17 protein-coding genes are annotated in these 23,206 nt (G+C 44.6%); 13 read left to right on the plus strand and 4 right to left on the minus strand.

The features are described 5' to 3' along the window. Nucleotides 1–26 precede the first annotated feature (26 nt). The 4 genes from QUA24_RS09945 to QUA24_RS09960 are packed head-to-tail and all read left to right on the plus strand — an operon-like array spanning nucleotide 27 to nucleotide 4,984. Nucleotides 27–1,040, plus strand: coding sequence for a glycosyltransferase (locus tag QUA24_RS09945; RefSeq protein WP_333229251.1), 1,014 nt, complete (start codon nucleotides 27–29; stop codon nucleotides 1,038–1,040). Nucleotides 1,041–1,086: 46 nt separating this feature from the next. Further along, complete coding sequence (locus QUA24_RS09950; RefSeq protein WP_333229254.1) at nucleotides 1,087–2,382, plus strand: glycosyltransferase family 4 protein; 1,296 nt, start codon at nucleotides 1,087–1,089, stop codon at nucleotides 2,380–2,382. A gap of 46 nt (nucleotides 2,383–2,428) precedes the next feature. Then, entirely contained in the window at nucleotides 2,429–3,673 is a 1,245-nt protein-coding gene (epsE, locus tag QUA24_RS09955; RefSeq protein WP_333229256.1) for an exopolysaccharide biosynthesis GT4 family glycosyltransferase EpsE, read from the plus strand. A 60-nt stretch (nucleotides 3,674–3,733) separates the two neighbouring features. Beyond that, entirely contained in the window at nucleotides 3,734–4,984 is a 1,251-nt protein-coding gene (locus tag QUA24_RS09960; protein ID WP_333229258.1) for a glycosyltransferase family 4 protein, read from the plus strand. A gap of 170 nt (nucleotides 4,985–5,154) precedes the next feature. Here the strand turns inward: QUA24_RS09960 and QUA24_RS09965 are convergent, their stop codons facing one another. From QUA24_RS09965 to QUA24_RS09975, 3 genes are all read right to left on the minus strand, one after another. Continuing rightward, the gene (locus tag QUA24_RS09965; protein ID WP_006635781.1) at nucleotides 5,155–5,508 is read right to left on the minus strand and encodes a DUF1257 domain-containing protein; all 354 of its coding nucleotides are present in this window, start codon (nucleotides 5,506–5,508) and stop codon (nucleotides 5,155–5,157) included. A gap of 130 nt (nucleotides 5,509–5,638) precedes the next feature. After that, nucleotides 5,639–7,159, minus strand: a complete 1,521-nt coding sequence (gene ycf46 / locus QUA24_RS09970; RefSeq protein ID WP_333209848.1) for a stress-responsive protein Ycf46 — start codon at nucleotides 7,157–7,159, stop codon at nucleotides 5,639–5,641. 107 nt (nucleotides 7,160–7,266) lie between these two features. After that, nucleotides 7,267–7,617, minus strand: coding sequence for a hypothetical protein (locus QUA24_RS09975; RefSeq protein ID WP_006635783.1), 351 nt, complete (start codon nucleotides 7,615–7,617; stop codon nucleotides 7,267–7,269). 711 nt (nucleotides 7,618–8,328) lie between these two features. On the opposite strand from QUA24_RS09975, the gene QUA24_RS09980 reads away from it, so the two are divergent. After that, nucleotides 8,329–8,793 carry a hypothetical protein gene (locus tag QUA24_RS09980; RefSeq protein WP_333229260.1) on the plus strand — a complete coding sequence of 155 codons (465 nt, stop codon included), beginning with the start codon at nucleotides 8,329–8,331 and terminating at the stop codon, nucleotides 8,791–8,793. A gap of 97 nt (nucleotides 8,794–8,890) precedes the next feature. On the opposite strand, the gene sds is transcribed toward QUA24_RS09980, so the two are convergent. Beyond that, nucleotides 8,891–9,862 (minus strand): solanesyl diphosphate synthase, encoded by a 972-nt coding sequence (gene sds / locus QUA24_RS09985; RefSeq protein WP_333229262.1) that lies wholly within the window; start codon nucleotides 9,860–9,862, stop codon nucleotides 8,891–8,893. A gap of 1,638 nt (nucleotides 9,863–11,500) precedes the next feature. On the opposite strand from sds, the gene QUA24_RS09990 reads away from it, so the two are divergent. The 8 genes from QUA24_RS09990 to QUA24_RS10025 all read left to right on the plus strand — a co-directional run bounded on the left by QUA24_RS09990 (nucleotide 11,501) and on the right by QUA24_RS10025 (nucleotide 23,162). Continuing rightward, entirely contained in the window at nucleotides 11,501–11,668 is a 168-nt protein-coding gene (locus QUA24_RS09990) for an ATP-binding protein (RefSeq protein ID WP_333229264.1), read from the plus strand. A 159-nt stretch (nucleotides 11,669–11,827) separates the two neighbouring features. Further along, the gene (locus tag QUA24_RS09995; RefSeq protein ID WP_333229266.1) at nucleotides 11,828–14,371 is read left to right on the plus strand and encodes a CBS domain-containing protein; all 2,544 of its coding nucleotides are present in this window, start codon (nucleotides 11,828–11,830) and stop codon (nucleotides 14,369–14,371) included. Between the two features lie 59 nt (nucleotides 14,372–14,430). Continuing rightward, the gene (locus tag QUA24_RS10000) at nucleotides 14,431–14,829 is read left to right on the plus strand and encodes a response regulator (RefSeq protein ID WP_333209857.1); all 399 of its coding nucleotides are present in this window, start codon (nucleotides 14,431–14,433) and stop codon (nucleotides 14,827–14,829) included. Next, nucleotides 14,826–17,984: a PAS domain S-box protein gene (locus QUA24_RS10005; RefSeq protein ID WP_333229269.1), complete on the plus strand. Its 3,159-nt coding sequence runs from the start codon at nucleotides 14,826–14,828 to the stop codon at nucleotides 17,982–17,984. The genes QUA24_RS10000 and QUA24_RS10005 overlap by 4 nt, the downstream gene beginning before the upstream one ends. 296 nt (nucleotides 17,985–18,280) lie before the next feature. Beyond that, complete coding sequence (locus QUA24_RS10010) at nucleotides 18,281–20,221, plus strand: response regulator (RefSeq protein WP_333229271.1); 1,941 nt, start codon at nucleotides 18,281–18,283, stop codon at nucleotides 20,219–20,221. After that, on the plus strand, nucleotides 20,222–22,129 hold the full coding sequence (locus QUA24_RS10015; protein WP_333229273.1) for a PAS domain S-box protein: 1,908 nt from the start codon (nucleotides 20,222–20,224) through the stop codon (nucleotides 22,127–22,129). It begins immediately after the preceding gene. A gap of 413 nt (nucleotides 22,130–22,542) precedes the next feature. Continuing rightward, nucleotides 22,543–22,713: a hypothetical protein gene (locus QUA24_RS10020; RefSeq protein ID WP_333209868.1), complete on the plus strand. Its 171-nt coding sequence runs from the start codon at nucleotides 22,543–22,545 to the stop codon at nucleotides 22,711–22,713. Then, nucleotides 22,710–23,162: a response regulator gene (locus tag QUA24_RS10025; RefSeq protein ID WP_333229275.1), complete on the plus strand. Its 453-nt coding sequence runs from the start codon at nucleotides 22,710–22,712 to the stop codon at nucleotides 23,160–23,162. The genes QUA24_RS10020 and QUA24_RS10025 overlap by 4 nt, the downstream gene beginning before the upstream one ends. Nucleotides 23,163–23,206: the final 44 nt, after the last annotated feature.

Raw genomic sequence — 23,206 nt, forward strand, 5'->3', positions numbered from 1 at the left:
CAGTAGTCGCATTCAAAAGGTAAAACTTGAAACAAATTGGATTAGTGGCGATCGGACGAAATGAAGGGCAGCGCCTCCGCCAGTGCCTAGTCTCAGCCACAGACAAAGTTGCCCGCGTCGTCTACGTCGATTCCGGCTCAACAGACGGTAGCCTAGAGTTAGCCCGATCGCTGGGAGCCGATACAGTAGAACTAGACTTATCTATACCGTTTACCGCAGCCCGCGCCAGAAATGAAGGCTTTGCCCGCTTGCTGGAACTAGCGCCAGACATCGAATTTGTCCAATTTGTGGACGGTGACTGCGAAGTAGTTGATGGATGGATCGATCGAGCCTACAGCGAACTCGCAGCCAAACCCGACTTAGCAGCAGTATGCGGGCGGAGGCGCGAACGATACCCCAAAGCAAGCATCTACAACCAATTGTGCGACATCGAGTGGGATACCCCCATCGGCGAAACCAAAGCCTGCGGTGGCGACTCCATGATGCGCGCCACAGCATTTCAGCAAGTCGAAGGTTTCAATCCCGCACTAATAGCCGGCGAAGAACCCGAACTGTGCTTGCGACTTCGCCAAAAAGGTTGGAAAATCCTCCGCTTAGACGCAGAAATGACCCTGCACGACGCGCAAATGACCAGTTTTGTTCAGTGGTGGAAGCGCGCCCAAAGAGCTGGTTACGCCTACGCCGAGGGTTCCTGGATGCACGGAAGCGAACCAGAGCGCCATTGGGTCAAAGAAACCCGCAGCACCTGGTTTTGGGGCTTAGTCTTGCCAGCCCTAGCCTTGGCAATGATATGGCCGACAAAAGGCTGGAGCTTGTTACTATTGAGTGGCTACCCCTTAGCAACCTATCGCACCTATAACTATTATCTAAAGCATCGGGCTTTCACCACTAAAGACTCAGCCATCTACGCTTGGTCTTGCGTATTAGCCAAATTTCCCCAGCTACAAGGTCAAATCCAGTTTCACCAGTGCCGATTGCTGGGGCAGCAGAGCAAGTTGATCGAATACAAAACAGCCAACTCTATTCATTCAGCCAGCTAGAATTACAGCTAACGTCCCAGAAAGTCAACCCCTGAGTAGCAAACAAATGAGCGATCAACAATTAAAAGTTTTACTAATTGTAGAGCAGTGTAATCCTGACTGGGCATCAGTACCTTTGGTGGGGTACAATTTTTTTCAAGAAATCAATAATTTAGCTGATGTAACCCTCGTCACCCATATTAGAAATAAACCAGCTCTCGAAAAACACCCAGAATACGAAAAAGTTGTCTACCTTGAAGAAGGAAAGTTAACCAAACAATATTATAAAATAGTCGAAAAACTCACCGCAAACGGGCGAGTCAATTGGCCTCTTTATAATACCTTGAGCTACCCAATTTATGAAGAATTTAATCAGCAAGTATATGAAAAATTCAAAGGACAAATCCTCAACGGAGATTATGACATAGTTCATGCAATTACCCCGATGATGCCGCGGTATCCGTTTAAGGTAGTCAGTGTTTGCCAGCAGACTCCTTTTATTCTAGGCCCTGTGAATGGGGGCATTCCCTTTCCACCAGGTTTTCAAGAAACGGCAAAACAAGAATTTGCTCAATTCAACTTTTTGAGAGCAGTTGGTCGAGCATTAATTCCAGGTTATGTAGAAACTTACAAAAAAGCCGACAAAATTTTAGCAGGTTCAACATATACTTTAAATATGCTAAAAGATTTGTTTGCAATACCGGACCAAAAAATTGATTTGTTTTACGAAAATGGCATTTCGGAGGATTTCTTAAACCATACAAGTATCCCAATTAAAGATGTTAGCCATATCAATCTGCTTTTTGTGGGTCGATTAGTGCCTTACAAATGTGCCGATATTGTCATTGAGTCTATTGGGAAATTAGAGCAGGGAATTAAAAGTAAAATCCGCTTAACTATAGTAGGAGACGGGGCAGAAAAAAATAACTTGGAAAACCGAGTAAAGGAGCTTAATCTAGGGGAAATAGTTAGTTTTGCCGGATGGGTAAATCAACAAGAAACTCTGGATTATTACAGGAAAGCAGATATTTTTTGCTTCCCTTCAATCCGAGAGTTCGGGGGCGCAGTGGTAATGGAAGCTATGGCTTGCGGACTCCCCTGCATAGTTGCCAATAACGGCGGTATTGGTGAATACGTGAATGAAGAAACTGGTTTTAAGATCGAGCCGATTTCTAGAGAGTATCTAACACAGGAGTTGACAAGTAAAATTAAGCTGTTAGTCGAAGATGATCGGCTGCGGGAAAGTATGTCAGCTAAGGCGATCGAAAAAGCCAGAGAATTTGCCTGGGAGAACAAGGGCATCAAAATCGTCGAAATTTACGAAAGAATGCTCGGTGAGAAAGGTGTTGGTGCATCGGCATAGCAGCAGATAAATATCCTTGAATTAAAAATTAGAAAGTAGGTAAGAAATGAAGGCAAAAATCGGATACTTTATTCCCCAATTTCCCGGACAAACACACATTTTTTTGTGGCGGGAGCGACAATTTCTTGCACAACTTGGAATTGAAACAGATTTAGTATCAACTCAACCGCCACCCAGAGCGATCGCTTCTCACGTATGGGCAGAAGAAGCTCAAAAAAATACTATTTATCTATTTCCCTTGGCTGCGAAAGATTTTATTAACTCATTCCTAGAGGTTCTCAAAGCAGGTCCCGCTGCATGGTGGCAATGCTTAGCAGTTATTGCCAAAGCGACAGATACATCGTTATTTGAAAAAGTTAAACTCTTAGCACTGGTTTTGGTTGCTGGGAAACTAGCAGGGTTAACAAAAACAAAAGGTTGGTCTCACATCCACGTTCATTCCTGTGCCAATTCCGCCAATATAGCCTTATTTAACTCAATTCTTACAGGCTGTACTTACAGTATCACTCTTCACGGGCCTACTCTAGAAGTGTACGGGTCAAATCAGGAACAAAAGTGGAAAAATGCTGCTTTTGCGATCGTCATATCTCAACTGCTTCTCAATGATGTCAAAAATAAATTAGCGAACTTTCTTCCCAAACAATTAGCTGTTGCTCCCATGGGAGTTAATATTGCAGAAATTAAACGCAGCAGCCCTTACAAGCCTTGGCAAGAAGGAAGTCCGTGCAAGATTTTTGCTTGCGGCCGCCTCAACCCGGTGAAAGGTCATAAATACTTGATTGAGACTGTAGAATTGCTGCGAAATCGGGGATTTGACGTGAGGCTGCAAATTGCAGGCGAGGATGAACAAGGGGGCAGCGGATATCACCAAGAGCTACAAAAAATCATTGAAGATAAATCGATGTCCGAATGCGTGGAGCTACTTGGGGCTGTTTCGGAACAGCGAATTCGCCAAGGTCTAGAAGCAGCTCACATTTTCGCTTTGGCAAGTTTGAATGAAGGAGTTCCGGTTGCTGTGATGGAAGCAATGGCGATGGAAGTGCCGTCGGTTGTTACTAATGTAGGCGGAACTTCTGAGCTAGTAGATGACGGCGTGGATGCTGTATTAGTCCAATCAGAAAAACCCGAAGAAATGGCCGATTCGATCGTCAATATACTGCAAAATCCCGAACTTGCTTTGAGCCTCAGTCAGGAATCCCGGAAAAAAATCATGGCGAAATTTAGCCACGGCCGCAGTGCAGAAACTTTAGCTCAGTGTTTGGAAAAACTTGGAATAACTAACCCGTCTTAGTTATTCCAAAGAACAAATTTAATCTCAGATTACATAAATCCAGTTGAGTCCAAACAAGTTATGCGAATTTTAATTGTTGCTCAGAACGCTTCAACTAAATTCGGTGGCGAGTCATTGCTGCCGGTCAACTATTTCCGGATACTTCGATCGCGCCACATAGAGACATGGTTAGTGGCGCACGCCCGCACCCAGGCAGAACTCACAGGGCTGTTTCCAGAAGACTGCGATCGAATGCACTTTGTACCGGACACTTGGCTGCACCGACTGCTTCACAATTGCGGGCGATTTATCCCTGAAAGAGTTAATGAGTTTACTTTTGGGCTGCTATCTCACCTGTACACCCAAGTGCTACAGCGTCGTATTGTCCGGTGGCTGGTGAGCAAACACGAGATTGATATTGTACACGAACCGACACCAGTCTCGGCAACAGTTCCTTCGTTGATGTTCGGGTTGGGAGTTCCGGTAGTTATCGGGCCGATGAACACGTCGGTTAAATTTCCTCTGGCTTTTCGATCGCGCCAAAGTCCTATCATTGATATTTTAATCGAGATCGGTTACCAGTGCGTCGATTTCTTCAATCGTCTTTTTCCCGGTAAAATCAAAGCGGAGACGCTGTTAGTGGCAAACGATCGGACGAAGCAGGCACTGGCATCTGGAGTGCAGGGTAAAGTTATTGAACTTGTGGAAAACGGCGTGGATTTCTCGGTGTGGCGATCGGACTCTAGCTTATCAAGAGCAGCGACCGGGCAGGTTCATTTTATATTTTTAGGGAGGCTGATCGGCTGGAAAGCTGTAGATTTGCTGTTGGAAGCCTTCGCACCCGTCGTCGCTCAAACTGATGCAGTCTTGGAAATCATCGGTGATGGGCACATCCGAGGGGAACTCGAAGCTCAAACAGCTCGTTTAGGCATCGACAGCAACGTTGTATTTAGTCGCTGGCTGTCTCAGGAAGACTGCGCTCTCAAAATGCAACAAGCTGATGCAATGGTTTTTCCCAGTTTGCGGGAATGCGGGGGGGCAGTGGTGATGGAGGCAATGGCAGTGGGCTTGCCTGTCATAGCAACGAACTGGGGTGGCCCGGCAGATTATCTGAATTCCACTTGCGGTATTTTAGTAGAACCGACTTCTAAAGAAGGATTTGTCCAGGGACTGACAGATGCGATGCTCAAGCTGGCTCATTCACCAGAATTGCGACAGAGTATGGGTTCTGCGGGACGGGAACGAGTCCAGCAGCATTTTGATTGGGAACGCAAAGTCGATCGAATACTTGATATTTATCAACAAACGATCGACGATTGCCCGAAGCATTAGGTAGCCGACCATTAAAGCATAAAGCAGCAGCTTTCAACCTGAAAGCTGCTGCTTTGGCGTGCTAAAAAAGTATGTGGTGGCCCAAAGACCGCGCTCTACATCCTAGCTAGCTAAAAACGGGTTAACCCGTTTGTTTGGTTAACCCGCGAGCTTGGAAACATGCAGTTCAATTAGTTTTGCACTACCAGCTTAACGTTGGCATTTTGCAAACCGCGCTGCTTGACTGCTGCCAAGGTCTTGTTGACTGCGTACTTCTGGTTGATGGAGTTGATTAACTCAGTTTGATTGTGCTTTTTGGCGACGCCCCAGAGGTCGGCAATCAGGTCAAAAGAACCATCGCTATTGCGAGACCAACCCAGGTCATATTCGCCTTCGAGAATCGCCACGATGTCGGAGCGAACGCGCTGACCGTTATAGCCACGAACATCAGCTTCTGACTTGACTGAAATGCCCAAGTCGCGCAGGGAAGCTTTCAGGATTTCGGCATCGGTGATTTTGGTACGCAGAGTGCTAAAGTGAGACATTGGATTTCCTCCTAATAAAACTGAGAGAGAAACAACAACGGTCTGGATTTAACGGTGCCGCTGGGCGGCTCTTGAATCGAACTGCTAGCTTTTGCTAGCCTTTGCTCCTGTTTGGACCAGGAGAAAGCTTTTAGAATTCCATTCGCTGGTATTCAGCGACGGAAGACGCAGCGGGCCGTGCACGCTGTCTAGCCCAATCTCGAAGGGCGGTGACCTGTTCGGTCATTGTTTTAGACAGTGGCATTGTAGATTTAATGGCCGCGATGATGTCTAGCTGCGTAAACTCTCGATCTTGAGCGAAGGCTTCGTACATTGCGGCTACTAGCGCTTGCTCAATCTCTGCACCTGAAAAGCCCTCGGAAACATTGGAAAGTTGCTCTAAATCGAAGCGAGTAATTTCCCGACGGCGCTTTGACAGGTGAATCTTAAATATATCTTGGCGTTCTTCTTTGGTAGGCAGATCAACAAAGAAGAGTTCGTCGAATCGGCCTTTCCTCAAGAATTCTCCCGGCAACCGCTCGATTCGGTTGGCTGTTGCCATTACGAAGACTGGGGAAGTCTTTTCTTGCATCCAAGTGAGGAAGGAACCGAAAATCCGGCTGGAGGTGCCTCCGTCTGAGTCGGCAGAACCAGTGCCTCCTGCAAAGGCTTTGTCTAGTTCGTCGATGAAGAGGAGGGCTGGAGAGATGGATTCTGCGGTTTTGAGGGCATTGCGGAGGTTGGCTTCCGATCGACCCACCATCGAGCCGTCGTAGACTCTACCCATATCTAGCCTCAGCAGGGGCAGTCCCCAGAGGCGGGAGGTGGTCTTGGCAATCAGCGATTTTCCGCATCCCGGTACGCCGAGAATTAACATCCCTTTTGGTTGGGGCAGGCCGTATTCTCTCGCCCTTTCTGTAAAGGCGTTGGAACGCTGTCTCAGCCACCGCTTCAGCTCTTCTAAACCGCCGACTGCATCCAGGGTTTCGTCTTCTTCAATAAACTCTAGAATGCCGTTGCGCCGAATTAATTGCTTTTTCTCCGAAAGAACTATGTCTACTTCTTCTTCTGTGAGGCGCCCAGTCGAAACTTGGGCTTTGCGATAAACTTTTTCAGCTTCGTCCTTGGTCAATCCCAAGGCTGCTTTTAAAAGTTTTTCTCGCGCTTCTGTGGTAATGCGTCGCGATTGCGTTTGCTCCAACTGACCAGACAATACTTGGTTTAGTTCCTTCATGTCTGGCAACGCGAAGTCTAATACCACTACTTCCTTTTCTAGCTCGATCGGAATTTGCTGCAAAGGAGACATCAGTATAATTGTCTTTTGCGTTCCTTTGAAGTTGGCGATCGCATCGCGCAACCACCTCGTTACCGGAGGAGAATCTATAAAAGGATGCAGATCTTTGAAAATGTAGATGCTAGCGTTACTGTTGGGTTCTCGCTGCCTGATCACCCATTCAATTGCTGCCTCTGGCGAGACGGTGTTGTGTTGGGTGGTGGTGCGGGGTTGACCATACTCCACAATGCCGTGAGTTACAGTCCAGATAAATACTCGTCGCTGTGGTTTGGCTTGAGCTATTGTCGAAATTGCTTGCTCACACCGCTCTTCCTCGGATGTCACGAGGTAGATCAGAGGATATTGAGCTTGGATTAGAATACTGATCTCTTCTTGCATAGTCCTCGACCCACTAGAGACGGTGCTATCTTTGCTGAATCTCAATGCTGCCCTTAGCCCTCTTACTGAAAATTTCAGTTTTAGCTTTTTGGGGAAGCAAGGCATTCTTAGCAGGGAACCAATTCTTCCTCTCCCGGTTTGGCCGTGCTGGCACTGACGCCCGACACTTGCTTTACTGGAAGATCCTGTTCAGCCAATACGCTCGGCTGACTTGTTACGGATGCCAGTTCTCCATCTCGCATTACTACTGAACCCGTGCATTCTGGACAGTTGTATACCCGATGGGTTTGTCCGTAGGAGGCTTCTACTTCGTCAACCAGTTCGGGATTTCCTAGGTAGAAGACAATTGCCCTTTCTGCAATTGATGACATCGGTTCAGTTTCGACTGCGGCTCGGATTTTGAGCTGGCGATGCAGTTCTGGTGGAAGATACAATGTAACTTTTTGCTTTTCTTGCATATGACAGTGAATTGACTTACCCGGGTATGTATATCAGATTAGCCACTTAATTCTTTGCTGTCAAGCCTCTATGCTGCTTTAGCGTCATCTTGTAATATTTCGTTACATTGGATGTGACTCTGGGGCAGTTAACAACGAAAAAGTTAGGGGTGTAGCTGATGAGGCAGAGGTGCAGCGGCAGGTATGGGTAGTGTCAAGGACGATCAACCAACTATAAATATGGACAATAGATATATAGGAGTGGGGCCAACAAATTCTTTGAGTCGCCATCTGGGGTAAGGTGCGCCATCAGCACCCAGCCCGCTCATGAGTGCGCCGTAAGCGCCGGTGGACTCAGTACACAACGAAGTTACTAACTTTGGGCGCTTTGATTTTGAAACCAAACTCCCCCAAGCAGTTTTTATTGCTTTAAGTGTGAAAAATCCGAAGGTGAAATAGCAGTTTTCGGCTTTTGATCGGGCTCAGATTTAACACCCCTGGACAGCGCTAGCGCTCAGCACCCTATGGTTAGACTTTTTGGATGACATTGTGTAAGGTGTTACGCACTTAATTTTTTTGCCCCAATGCTCGCTACAGGGATTCTAGGCTGCCAAATCTTAAATTTAGAGGGGTGTCAGCTTATCTTTAAATAGGGCAGTGCTGGGTAATATATACTTGGAGGCGGACTTGCTAACCTGAAATTTTTAATTTTAGATATCAAAGAACTGACTGATGGATTTAGACCAACAGATTCAAGCATTGATCGAAAAAGCTCCGCCCGACGGTTCGACGCCACAAATCTTAAAGGCGATCGCCCCGGCCCTGGTGTTAATTGCCCAACAGCTACAGCACCTCGAATACTCGATCCTGCAAGCGGTAGACCAAAGTTGGGCGATCGTGGTTTTGAGCAATCTCAAGCAACCGGGACGGGAGAAGAAGGTGATTTATGCTTGGACAAGTATTAAAGATGCGTCGCAGGCTGCGGCTGCTGGGGGCGATCGCCTCAGACCGGTGCTTTTGCCTGTTACTCACATTTTATTTCAGATGATAGCTCTGGAAGGTCTTGACAGCATTGTTTTTTTTGAAAGTCCCGGAAATCAGGAAGTCGGGACGGAAATCCCTCGCGAGCAAGTACAGAGTTTAATTAACGTTTACTTGCAACAGTATCGATCGGCTCCACCGCCGGATATTGCCTAAACAACTCAATTTTCTATTAATTGGTAACAGGGCATTAGGCATTGGGAATTCCCCATTACCAATTCCCCATTACCAATAAAGTGTAACTTTTTAACCTCTAATAAAGTCTACTCAAAACGTATTCAGCCAAATCAATCAAAGCTTGACGGGACTCTGAATGCGGCAGCGCAGCTAAGTATTCGACGGCTTTCTGTGCGTGATTTGTGGCTAGTTCTAGCGATCGCTCTATGCCTCTAGAATCTTCTACCAGTGCCAGGGCCTGCTCTATATCTCCTTCTTGGGCAAATTCGCGTTCTATGAGAACTTCCAAGTAAGGTTTTTCTTCTAGGGCAAATAGTGCGGGTGCTGTCAGATTACCGCTTCTGAGATCCGAGCCTGCCGGTTTCCCCAAAGTTTCCGTTGAAGCGGTGAAATCTAATATATCATCTACTATTTGGAATGCCAAACCAATGTTCCGACCGTAGTTGTACAAATCGTCTGCTATTTCCGCTGACACCTCGCTCAAACAGCCCGCTGCTTTGGAACTGTTGGCAATTAAAGACGCTGTTTTGTAATAACTTTTTTCGAGGTACGCTTCGATCGACAAGCTAGTGTCAAATCCATTGAGTCCCTGTTGAATTTCCCCCTCAGCTAAATCCATAATCACTTCTGAAAGCAGTTTGACTACTGGCAGGTTGTCGAGATTGGCCAAATGCCAGGAAGATTGAGCAAACAGAAAGTCTCCCGCCAATACTGCCACTCGGTTGTTAAACCGACTGTGAACCGTCGGCACTCCCCGCCGCAGATCCGACTCGTCCACCACGTCGTCGTGGACTAGACTAGCTGTGTGGATCATTTCCGTAATTTCAGCGAGGCGACGGTGTTTTTCCGTGATTTCCCGATCGGGCATAGTCGCCTTGGCCATCAACAGAACGATCGCGGGTCTCACTCGTTTTCCCTTTGTGCCGAATAAGTATTCTGCAGCCGCGTACAAGATGGGATGACGGGCACCCACTAACTGTTTTAAGTTTTCTGTCAACAGTCGCAGGTCTTCTTCAACCGAGGAAAATAGGAGAGTGCTAGAGATCATGGATACGCCGACTCAAGCCGTAAAGTAACAAAATTTTACATATCATATCTTTATTTTAAGGTAATTCTCTGCAATAGAAAAGAAAAATCTAGGCGATCGGCAGTTATTTGTCATCTGCTGCCCGATGGGAGTCACCCGACTGCCATCGGCGAGTTGCCTACTCTCAGAGGGGTTGCCCCTATTGTATCGAATTGTTAAGGACACTGCCAAAAAATCTCTAAATCCCAAAAACCCTGTGTTATTATGGGTATTAAGGATTTAAACAATTCTATACATTAAGTACAGCCAGACTGGCAGGTAGCTTTTAGGTGCCTGTAAAAGTTTCGTAGAGCCAGCCTTGTTAGTCGATCGCAGCCAAAATTTCTGGGACAGATTTTTAGTTCCTCGCGGCTAAAAGTTATCAGAAGTTAAGATTAGCGCATCTTATGTGCACGGTAGCTCAAAGCAGCTAAAGTGGATGGTTTTAGGCTGTTTAAGCATCTGTAAAGCAGTAAATCATTATTGATGACCGGGAACGCCTAAATGTTCCCGCAGGCTTGATATGGAAAAACAGCCTTCAGAACCAAGGCATGGTCTTGCGTGCTGACTTAATGTAGTAGGTATTGAACTTGTCCTGCTCCTCCTCGTCCTTGACTTTTGGTTCTAATTATGATTTATCGCGATATTCCTCTAATTATTCCCATTCTGGCCGCCGGCTATGTAATGACTATTTATGTAGTGCTGATGTTGGCCGAACGCAGCGCTAAAATAACTCGATTGGGCGAGTAGTGCACTGCTGGGCAGCCGAAGTCGGCAGCAGCGTCCTCGCTTCACCCTTGAGAATTCGGAATACTCAATAATAACCCTGCCTTGAATGCTTGCGCGCAAAGGCAGGGTTATTATTTACAATTGCGGGCACGGTTATTTTTTTGGCTGCTAGTTACTGCAACAGGTAGCTACAGTTATCGATGTTCAATGCCAAAAGCCTCAGAGGCAAGATATTAGATTTAGTACCAGCTTGTATCGCTCACAGCAAATATCATGTCAGGCAAACCCGGCTAATATTCCGAGAAAGCTATTAAAGTGTTCTCAAAAATGCTGAGTTTGAAGTGGTCGGTTATTGTACCCAAAATCTCAATATTCCTATTTTGTAGGTCAATAATTTAGAGAAATAAAACGCGAAATTGCTGACTCTAGCAACCTGCTTGGTCAACTGAAGGAATCCATAAACTTGCACTGCAATCAAATATTTTATTAAAGGGTGCTTAACTTGCTGAGTCAGGCAGATAGTCTCTGCCGTTTATTCACAGCTTCCCAAGAAGAGAAAGAGAATTTGCTACAGATATCCACAAATTTAATTGTTAGTTTTAAATAATCTCGATATAACTGTGTAAGAGAAAAGTAATAGCCAATATTACTGATCCATTAAAACTCTATTAAATTTTGATTAAAATAACTAAAAGACAGAGTAGAAGTTGTCATAAATTCTCAAGCGCCCCTGCCTAAATTGTTGTCTGAGCCAGACCAACTAAAACAAGTTTCGATAAATCTGATGCACAATGCTTTACAAGCTATAGAGAATTGCCTAGTTTTAAAAGTAGAGGTGAGAGCCGAAAATCCGAGCCTGCTCGTCAGTGGCAACTGAATTAGCCGGGAATTTTGCCACGAATATCTGCTCCCTTCTTTACCACAAAACCCGCCGACGAAGGCAGCGGGTTGGGACTGGAGATTATTAAAAAAAGTGTGGAAAAGTATTCGGGTAAAATAGAAGTAACATCAGTTATCGGTCAAAGGACGTGTATTGTGTCAATTCCGATCGCCGTTTAGCGCGATCGCACTAAAAATTATACCAAGGCGTGACTAAAAATGCACCTCTAGACCGATGTCAAACCAGGATGGCGGTTAGCCTACCGCGACTGTAAAATCGGAAATCTAAAATGGTATTAAGTGCCGGTTCCGCCTGCATCTATCCCCCTTGATTTGCCCATGTCAACAACAGTTTCTGATACCCAAAGCTTGCTAGAACAGGCGATCGACCCTAAACCACCGGTGCTGTCTCCAGACACACCTGTGAAAGTCGCAATTGCTGCCATGACTGAGGCGAGTGCCAGTTGTATTTTAATCGCGTTTGAGCAGCAATTGCTCGGAATTTTTACAGAACGCGATGTTGTGAAAATAACTGCTAGCGAAATACCGCTAGCAGGGGTAGCAATTTCTGAGGTGATGACTGAAAACCCGATCGCCATTTCCGTCGATAAAGCGGGGAATATCTTCAAGGTATTGAGTATATTGCGATCGAAAAGAATCCGTCATTTACCCCTCCTAGACGAAGGTGGGAACTTACTAGGCGCTATCACCTGCGAAAGCATCCGTAAAATCCTCAAACCGGCAGACTTGCTGAAAATGTGGCGTGCCGAAGAAATTATGACTAGACAATTAATAGTTACCTCAAGCAGCGCCTCAGTTTTAGAAGTCGCAAAACAGATGAGAACCCAGCGAAAAAGCTGCATAGTCATTTGCACTGACAGCGACAACAAAAATCAGAAACCTGTGGGCATAATTACAGAACGCGACATTGTTAAATTCCAAGCTTCTGGACTAGATTTCGCAGGTACTCCCGTCACCGCCGCGATGAGTTTTCCGCTGATACCGTTGCAGGTAAAAGCCACCTTGTGGCAGGCTCACCAGTTAATGCAGCAGCACCGCATCCGGCGCTTGGTGGTGGTGGACGAGGAAGGATATTTAGCTGGAATTGTAACTGAAATTAGCCTGCTGCAGGCCTTAGATCCGGTAGAAATGCACGCAAATGTCGAGCTTTTGCAGGAAACAGTTGCCGACAAAATTCAGGAGTTGAACAAAATGAACGAAGAATTGCAAAAAGAAGCGTTGCGGAGAACAGAAATAGAAGAAAAATTGCGAATATTAAATGATAACTTGGAAGAACAAATCAAACAGCGAACTTTAGAATTAATTAATGCCAACAGTCAGTTAAAAAAGGAAATACAAGACCGCACTACCGCTGAAGCTGAAGTTCGCCGCCTGAACACCGAACTCGAACAGCGAGTTCTAGACCGCACGGTTCAACTAGCAGCCAGTAACGAAGAATTGCAGCAACAAATTAGTGGTAGAAAATTGCTTGAAGAAAAATTGCACTTTTCTGAAAGGAAAGTGCGCGCCGTTTTTGAAGCGATGACCGACATCGTTCTCGTGCTAGACATTCAGCGGAACATAGAAGTTTTGCCAACCAATGTGGCAGCGGCTTCTGAGCCAGATTGTGATATAGTCAGCTTGACCATAGAACATTTTTTTGACGACGACAACCCGGATGATTGGTGGGTGTTAGTTCAGCAAGTGTTAGAAACACAACAAACTCTCAATTTTGACTACAGTTTAACAGTTTGTGACCGCGAAATTTGGTTTTCCGCCTGCATCTCTCTGTTCTCAAAAGATGCAGTCATTTGGGTTGCCCGCAACATCAACGCCCGCAAAATAGCCGAGTCAGCGCTGTGCAAAAAAAATGCAGAGTTATCTCATACCTTAGAAGAACTGAAGCGGACTCAAAAAGAACTCATTCAATCAGAAAAAATGGCAGCCCTCGGACAGTTAATTGCCGGAGTTGCTCATGAAATAAATTCTCCTTTAGGGGCGATTCGCTCTTCTGTGCAGAACATCGCCGACTTTTGGACGGAACAATTGCAGCAGTTGCCGATATTTTTTCAACAACTATCCCCGGAAAGGCGGCACGATTTCTTGGCTTTGCTACACAAGTCCAGCCAAGAAACAGATACATTATCTAGTAAAGAAAAACGTCAGTTAAAAAAACTTTTGCAGGGGCAATTAGAATCAGAAAAGATTGACGACGCCGCCAGTCTTGCCTGTACTTTATTAGATATCGGCATCGGCAATAATGTAGAACCTTTTTTACCTTTGTTGAAAGACAGCCAAAGTCGAAATATTGTACAAACCGCCTACCAATTTGCTACGGTACAAAAAAGCACTAAAAATATTGCTACCGCCACGGATAGGGCAGCCAAAATCGTTTTTGCTTTGAAAAGCTACTCTCGTTACGACCAGTCGGGTACCAAAGTAATCGCTAATATCACCGACGGTATTGATACTGTTTTAACGCTTTACCACTACCAAATCAAACACGGTGTGGAAGTAGTCAGAAACTATGGTACTAATTTGCCCTCTGTGCTATGCTATCCTGATGAACTCAGTCAAGTTTGGACAAATTTAGTTCACAATGCTTTACAAGCGATGGGCAATAAAGGCGTGTTAAAAATTGATGTCAAACACCAAGCGAACGCAATATCAGTCAGTATTACTGACAGTGGTCCCGGGATTCCTCCAGAGATTATGCCGAGAATTTTTGAGCCGTTTTTCACAACTAAACCTCCAGGGGAAGGTAGTGGTTTGGGATTAGATATAGTTCAAAAAATTCTAGAAAAACACGAAGGTGAACTGCAAGTAGAAAGCGTGCCTGGTCAAACAAAATTTACTATATTCTTGCCCGTCGGAATCCCTTGATAGCAATAAAAAAAGAGGGAAATGCCCCAATCGTTAAAATTTAATAGAAGTAAAGTTTTATGTCTAAACCAGTAATTTTGTGCGTTGACGATGAAGTTGTAGTCTTAAATAGTTTAAAAATTCAACTTAAAAAAGAATTTGGGGATGCTTACCTCTATGAAGTAGCAGAAAATGCAGATGAAGCTCTGGAAATTATGGAGGAAATTCAAAAAGAAGATGAAACTGATATTTTAGTCATAGTATCTGACTGGTTAATGCCAGGGATTAAAGGAGATGATTTTTTGATTATGGTTCACCAAAAATATCCTAAAATTGTGAAAGTTATGCTGACCGGGCAAGCAGACGAAGTAGCAATAGCACGGGTGAAAGAGCAAGCAAACTTGCACCGTTGTTTGTACAAGCCGTGGGAACGCAAAGAATTAGTAGAAACTATAAAATCTGGTTGGACAAAAATATGAACAATAAACCTGTGATTATTTGTGTTGATGACGAACCGATAATTCTTGAAAGTTTGAAAATTGAGTTAAAAAAAACCTTGGGGGAAGAACACTTATTAGAAACCGCTGAAGGCGGTGAAGATGCTTTAGAGTTAATCGAGGAATTACTGTCAGAGGGCTGCGAAATCGTAGCAGTGATTTCCGACTATCTGATGCCGAATATCAAAGGGGACGAATTACTGAAGCAGATTCACAGAATCTCGCCAAAAACTATCAAAATTATGCTGACAGGGCAAGCAGATCTAGAAGCAGTGGCGAATACTATTAAATATGCTAAATTGTACCGATACATATCGAAACCTTGGCAGTCAGAAGATTTGAAGTTGACGGTAAAAGAAGCGATTAATAGCTATTTTATGGAGAAGCAATTAGCGCAACAAAATGCTCAACTCCAAAAGCTAAATCAAGAATTGGAAACTTTAGTCGAGGAGCGGACTGCACAACTGCGCTTGTCTGAGGAAAAGTTTGCTAAAGCTTTTCGTTCTTCTCCCAACCCGATTACTATTACCCGACTTAATGACGGTCGTTATTTAGAAATTAATGAGGCTTTTTGCCAGACAATCGGTTATTCGGCCGCAGAAATTCTCGATCGCACGGCGCTTGATTTGAATCTGTGGCAAAATATACAAGCCCGCGCTGAGTTGTTTAAAATGTTAGACGAAAAAAAAATTGTTCTCAACTATGAATTTGATTTTCGCACTAAAACAGGGGGACTCAGAACCGGGCTGCTGTCAGCAGAAATCATTGACATTCATGGCGAAACCTGCGTGATTTCTGTGATTCAAGATATTAGCGATCGCAAATTAGCAGAAGAAAAACTCCGAGCTGTAGCGGCTTCTTTAGCAGCAGCGCAAAGAATCGCCCGTGTTGGTAATTGGGAATGCGATTTCTCTGCCAACACAACTACTTGGTCGGAAGAGTTATCTCGGATTTTTGGGATCGAGCCAACCCAGGCTGCGCCAACACTAACTGAGTTTTCGCAATACGTGCATCCCGACGATCGACAAAAGTGGCAAACAACGATCGACGCTGCTATTGCTAAGGGGCAATCCTACAGTTTGGAATATCGAATCCTGCGACTGGCACCAACAATGGGTGCGGATAATTGCCAGTCACAAACAAGTGAAGCCGGCTTCATCCGCTACATCGAAGCCAGAGGAGAAGCAGTTGTTAATCAACAAGGTAAAGTGACAAAACTATTCACAACTTTGATGGACATTACCCCCCGCAAGCGGGCAGAAATAGCCCTAGCAGAGAGCGAAGAAAAATACCGTCATTTAGTTGAAACTTCCCAAGATATTATCTGGTCTTGCGATGCTGAAGGACACCTTACTTTTGTGAACCAAGCAGTTAAACAAATCTACGGTTACGAGCCTGAAGAAATGCTAGGCTGTTCTTTTAGCGATTTCTTAGCCCCAGGAGAAATAGACTGGAAATGGGAACTTCAGCAGCGCTTGCTGACGGGCAAAACTGTGTTTCAGTACGAAAACATAGTATTAGGAAAAGACGGCAGAAAGATTGATGTAAATACGAAGGCGATCGCGCGCATGGACGCTGAAGGAAATATCATCGGCACAACAGGCACTGCTAGCGATATCACCGAACGCAAACAAGCTGAAATAGTCCTGCAAAAAGCCAAAGAAGAAGCCGACAGAGCGAACAGGGCAAAAAGCGAATTTCTCTCGAATATGAGCCACGAATTGCGAACTCCCCTCAACGCAATTCTCGGTTTCAGTCAACTGCTAGCCCGCGACCCAGACCTCGATGCCGACCAACAGCAATACTTAGGAATTATTACCCAGAGCGGGGAACATTTGCTTGTTCTGATTAACAATATTCTGCAAATGTCAAAAATTGAAGTCGGGCTGGTGACACTTAATAACAGTACCTTTGACTTGCATAAAATGCTAAAAAATACTGAAAATATGCTGAAGCTGCAAGCCGATAAAAAAGGGTTGCAGTTAATTTTTGATTGCCCACCAGACCTACCTCAATACATAGAAACTGACGAAAGCAAGTTGCGACAAGTATTGATTAATGTCGTCGGAAATGCTATTAAATTTACGGCGGAAGGGGGTGTTAATTTGAGACTCAAACATGAGCTGCTAAAAATTCAAAACTTTCCAGAAATTTCGCCAAGTGAGAATTGTTCGTTGCTATTTGAAGTGGAAGACACTGGTTCAGGAATTTCTGCGGAAGAAATGGACAATTTGTTTAAACCTTTCGCGCAAACAGAAAGCGGTAAAAAAGCTCAAGAAGGAACCGGTTTGGGCTTGCCAATCAGCAAGCAGTTCGTTAAGTTAATGGGAGGGAAGATGACGGTAACAAGCACCCTCGGTCGCGGCAGCATTTTTAGATTTGATGTTAAAGTTTCGCTCCCTAATGCAGTGGAAATTCAGGTGGCTCAAACAGCTCGCCGAGTGGTGGGTCTGGAACCCGGACAGCCAGAATACCGGATTTTAGCTGTTGACGATCGCCTGGAAAGCCGCTTGCTGTTGGTCAGAATGCTGACATCCCTTGGGTTTGCGGTGCAGGAAGCTGAAAATGGCGTTCAAGCTGTGGAAATGTGGTCGAGTTGGGAACCTCATTTGATTTGGATGGATATGCGGATGCCGGTGATGGATGGTTACGAAGCTACTAAACAGATTAAAGCGCATTTGAAAGGTCAAGCAACTGTAATCATTGCTCTGACTGCAAGTGCTTTTGATGAGGAGCGATCGCTGATTTTGTCTGCTGGTTGCGATGATTTTGTAGCGAAGCCTTTTCGGGAGCAAGTGATTCTGGAAAAGATGGCTAAGTATCTGGGAGTCCGCTATGTTTATGATCGAGAAGCTTCGCTAAGTTCTGATGCTGCGGTGTCCGCCGAGGTTTCCACGGCAACTGAAACGGCTGATTTGGCTTTTACGCTGAATACTTCATTTTTGCGAGCTATGCCTGCTGAATGGGTTGATGAATTGTATTCTGCGGCGGATGCGGTTGATAACGAGGAGATTTTTCGGCTGTTGTTGTCGATTCCTCCTATTAATGCTAGTTTCCGCAGCGCGATCGCCGATTTGGCGAATAACTTCCGGTGCGATCGGATTATCGATTTGATTGACGAGTTTAGAAATTGTTGAAGGATGAAAGAAGAAGGGATAATAGGGGCAGGTTCAGGATTATTGATCGTGTAGGTCGATCGCCTATTTGTAAACTCGCTTGCGGGCGATAGACTAATTTACCTGTAGCCAAGCTCCACACCCTGCTAATCATCCGTCATTCCCAATTCTTTAATCTCACATATCAAATCTAAAATCTCAACTACGATAAGTTATGTAAATATCAAAGCAGTTGATTGAAGAGGGAGTGCTATAGTGACTATTTAACAAGTTTTCCTAATTTCAACACTTCTTAAATTAACAAAAAATAGCCAGCAATGACCAACAATCAAATAGAAGAAAATAAAGGCAACATATTAATTGTTGACGATACTCCAGAAAATTTACAAGTTTTATCAGCAACGCTGTGCGATCGGGGCTACAAAGTCCGCGGCGTAATTAACGGCAAAATGGCAATCAGGGCCGCGCGCTCTGGTTGTCCCGATTTGATTTTGCTCGACATCAAAATGCCGGATATGGACGGCTACGAAGTCTGCAGCCAGCTCAAGGAAGATCCGAAGACATCCGAAATTCCAGTTATTTTTATCAGCGCTTTAGATGAAGTATTGGACAAACTAACCGCCTTTCAAGTGGGAGGGGTTGATTATGTAACAAAACCGTTTCATGTAGCAGAAGTTTTAGCACGAATCGAACACCAACTGACTATTCAGAGACTGAAAAAACAATTGCTCGATCGCAATAAAGAACTGCAAGAAGAAATAATAGAACGCAAAAAAGCCGAAGAAGCAGCGGCCGCTGCATCGCTCGCAAAAAGTCAATTTGTTGCCAACATGAGCCACGAATTGCGGACTCCCCTGAACGCCATCCTTGGTTTTACCCAAGTCATGAGCCGCGACTCTTTGCTCAGCCACGAAAATCTCGAAAATCTCCGAATTATTAACCGCAGCGGTCAACATTTGCTGGAACTAATTAACGATGTTTTAGACTTGTCGAAAATAGAAGCAGGGATAATTGGCTTAGATCAACGCAGCTTTGACCTTTATCAACTCCTCGACACTCTCGAAGAAATGTTTCAAATTAAAGCTGAAACAAAAAAAATGCAACTGAGATTTTCCGTCGAGGCTAATGTTCCCCAATATATAAAAACTGACGAAAAAAAGCTGCGCGTTTGCTTAATTAACCTGCTGGCAAATGCCATGAAATTTACTAACGACGGGGGCCGTATTTGGCTGCGCGTGAGCGTGGAAAATAACCAGCAAAAGCCTGCAGAATCGGAAAGTCATCTTAACTATACCTTCGTCGATCCATTGTTAATTTTGTTTGAAGTTGAAGACACGGGAATTGGCATAGCAGCAGCAGAAATTGATACTTTATTTGATGCTTTCGTGCAAACACAAGCGGGGAGAAAAGCGGCTGATGGTACGGGATTGGGTTTGACAATCACTAAAAAATACGTGCAGATAATGGGTGGGGATATTTGGGTAAAAAGTGTTTTAGGTGAGGGAACCAGTTTTAAATTTAATATCCGAGTATTTGCCGCTATTTCGTCGGAAATAACCGTGGCGACATTCCAGCGCGCGATCGCACTAGAAGCAGATCAACCGGTTTATCGGATTTTAGCAGTTGACGATAATCAAGACAATCGGCTCCTGCTGGTTAAAATGTTGCAACCAATTGGTTTTGAAGTCCGAGAAGCGGAAAATGGCTACCAAGCGGTTGAAATTTGGGAAATTTGGCAGCCTCATTTAATTTGGCTGGATACGCGAATGCCAGTAATGGACGGTTTTGAAACTGTCAGACAAATTAGAGCTAAAGAGAAACAAACTCAGCGACGAACTGTAATTATTGCTCTGACTGCTAGCACTTTTGAGGAAAGAAAAGGCGAAATTATTGCCGCAGGTTGCGACGATTTTGTGCGGAAACCTTTTCAAGAACAAATCCTCTTTGATAAGATGGCTTGCTACTTGGGAGTGCGCTATCTTTATCAAGAGTTGCCCCGACTCCCAGTCGGGGCTTTACGGCGTTATTGTGTGAACGAAAAACCCGATTCATTTTTCGGAGGGCTGCTGGCTCAGATGCCTCAAAGCTGGGTGAAGGAACTCCATGACGCAGCTAATGATGTTAATGAAGAGCTGGCGATTCAACTTGTCGATCGCATCTGGGAAAGTCATCCAACCTTAGCTGAGGCTTTAAAAGATTTGCTTGCCGATTACCGACTCGACAAGATAATGGATTTAACTCAATCGAGTTTAAAATAAATGGATAATAGCGAAATTAAAGTATTGGTGGTTGATGACCAACCAAGCAATTTGCGGTTCTTATCCAAACTGCTAACATCCCAGGGCTATCAAGTTTACCGAGCTATTAGCGGTCAACTGGCGTTGAATGTTGCGATCGCCCATTACCCGGATTTAATTTTGCTCGACATTAGAATGCCAGAAATGAACGGTTATGAAGTTTGTCGGAGACTGAAAGCGACACCAGAAACTGAACAAATTCCGGTAATTTTTTTAAGCGTATTAGATGAAATGAACGATAAATTACAAGCTTTTCGAGTAGGAGGTTCCGACTATATTACTAAACCCTTTCAAGTTGAAGAAGTTTTAGCACGAATAGACAAGCAAGTCCGCTTGCAAAAGCTGCAACAGCAATTAAAAGAACAAAATTATCAACTTCAACAGTCACAGTCGCTGCTTGCTAGCATATTAAATAGTTCATTAGACTGTGTGGTGGCTTATTCTGCTGTCCGCAACAGTGAGGGAAATATTGTAGATTTCCAGTGGCTCTTGATCAACCCGGCTGCCGAAAAATTTTATGGTCTGCTATTAAATGAGATCCTTGGCAAGAATTTGTTAGCCAAAATTTCCCATGTTAGCAATAATGGGTTATTTGATTTGTATGTTTCTGTAGTAGAAACAGGAGAAACTGTAGACCAAGAATTTTATTACGAACAGGAGCAGGAGCCAATTATTTGGCTGCACATTGTGGCGGTCAAATTAAACGACGGTCTGGCAGTAACATTTCGCAATATTACCGATCGCAAACGAGCAGAAATTGCCCTACGAGACAGCGAAGAACGCTTCCGCGCGATATTCGAGCAAGCTGCGGTAGGCATAGCTAAAACCGCACTTTGTGGTAAATTTATGCGGGTAAATCCTGGCTTTTGTCAAATTGTCCGCTATGCACAATCCGAATTGTTACAGCAAAATTGGGAGGCAATTACTCACCCAGATGACAGAGAAGCGGACCGAGAATACCTGCGCTCGCTGTTATCCGGGAAGATTCAAACTTTTTCTGTGGAAAAGCGTTTGCTATGCAAAGATGAAGCTGTGCGCTGGGCAAATGTTACTGTTTCGGCAATGCGCGATGTCAAGGGGACGCTGCAGTATTTGATTTGTGCGATCGAGGATATTTCCGAACGCAAGCTGGTACAAGAACTACTGCAAACGAGTTTAGACACTCAAACCCGCTACGCTCAAGAATTAACTCGTTCTAATGCCGAACTAGAACAGTTTGCTTACGTGGCTTCTCACGATTTGCAAGCGCCGTTGAGCACGATTGCCGGCTACGCTCAACTATTAGAAAAACGCTTTCCCAACCAACTTGATGCCCAAGGGAATAAATTTATCCGCAATATTGTTACTTCTTGCGAGCGGATGCAGGCGCTGATTGATGACTTGCTGGAGTATTCGCGGGTCGGTCGCAGTCAGAAACCTTTTGAGATGATAGATTGCAATCGGGTTTTTGAGGATGTTTGTGCTAATTTGCATTTGGCCATCCGCGAGAATCAAGCTTCAGTTACTAGGGGGGATTTGCCAAGGGTAACAGGTGACTGTTTTCAACTGCTACAACTGTTTCAAAATTTAATTGGTAACGCCATTAAGTACCGCAGCAGTGAGGCACCGGTGGTGCAGGTGGACGCTTCGCGTCAGGGGGATAGCTGGGTGTTTTCCGTGCAGGATAATGGTATTGGGATTGCCTCACAGTACCATCCGCGAATTTTTCAGATTTTTCAGCGCTTGCACACCCAAAAACAGTATTCGGGAACCGGTATCGGTTTAGCGATTTGTCAAAGAATTGTCGATCGGCATGGCGGCAACCTGTGGGTAGAATCAGAACCCAATCGAGGCTCGACTTTTTATTTTTCTATTCCTATACCAAAGTGAAGTCAGCAGTCCGCCTGAAGCAGTCAATCGATTTTAGATTTTAGATTTTAGATTTTAGATTTTAAGAAAGCGACCCCACGGATGAATCCGGGGGCTTGTGAGCAAATTGCTTGATTGCCACCCGTCCTTTACTTAAGCTTTAAATATCTTTATCTGTTCTTTACAAAAATGCTTATAAAGTGTAGCATATTCACTGATGACATCGAGCTATAAATCTATCAATATAAATCTATTAGCTCTATCCTTACACAACTTATAAATCAGCGGTGCGCGCAAGTCTTGTTAATTTTTTTCAAGTGTATCCAGAGCATCTTGCTTTGGGATGCAATAGTTTCCCTAGTAGTTCGCGGAGAAGGATTTGTGATGTGTTGGCAGTTTGCAGGTTCTCGGAAAGACTGCCAAGTGAAACAAGCATGATTCGCAAACCTTTGCAAATAGAGAAAAACGGTAAATTACTGCAACACAATTTCAGTGTTCTCAGCCAGATTTACCGGATGATGGTAAGAGATTCTTTGCAGGTACTCAGACACGGCTCCAAGTCCCGCAACCTCACAAAAGACGTTCGTAGTGAGACAAAGCCGTGAATTATCAAAAGAAAAAATTTACTCTTTTAATAGCAAACGATGACGAGGACACGCGCTTTTTGGTAAAGGAAGCACTGCGAGAAGTTTCATTAGCAATTACGAGCGAATTTGTGGAACATGGAGAACAAGTGTTAGACTACTTGTACCGTCGCGGTCAATATCTTGGTAGCAGCAATTGGCATCAGCCAGACTTGATACTTTTGGATCTGAATATGCCGAGGCTGGACGGGCGAGAAACACTAACTTTGATCAGAGCTGACCCCCATTTGCAACAAATTCCGGTTGTAATGCTCACAACTTCCCACCGCAGAGGAGATGTCTTACTTTGCTACCGCTTGGGAGCCAATTCTTTCATATCCAAACCAGTAACTTTTGAAGGATTGCTGGAAGTCATGAAGACTTTATGTGAGTATTGGTTTGAGATCGTTTCACTCCCATCAGATATGTAAGCTTTAATGGAGCGCTAAATGCCTAGTTTGAGTGTATAGTGAAT

Source organism: Microcoleus sp. Pol12B5 (assembly GCF_036701335.1).
Lineage (GTDB): Bacteria > Cyanobacteriota > Cyanobacteriia > Cyanobacteriales > Microcoleaceae > Microcoleus.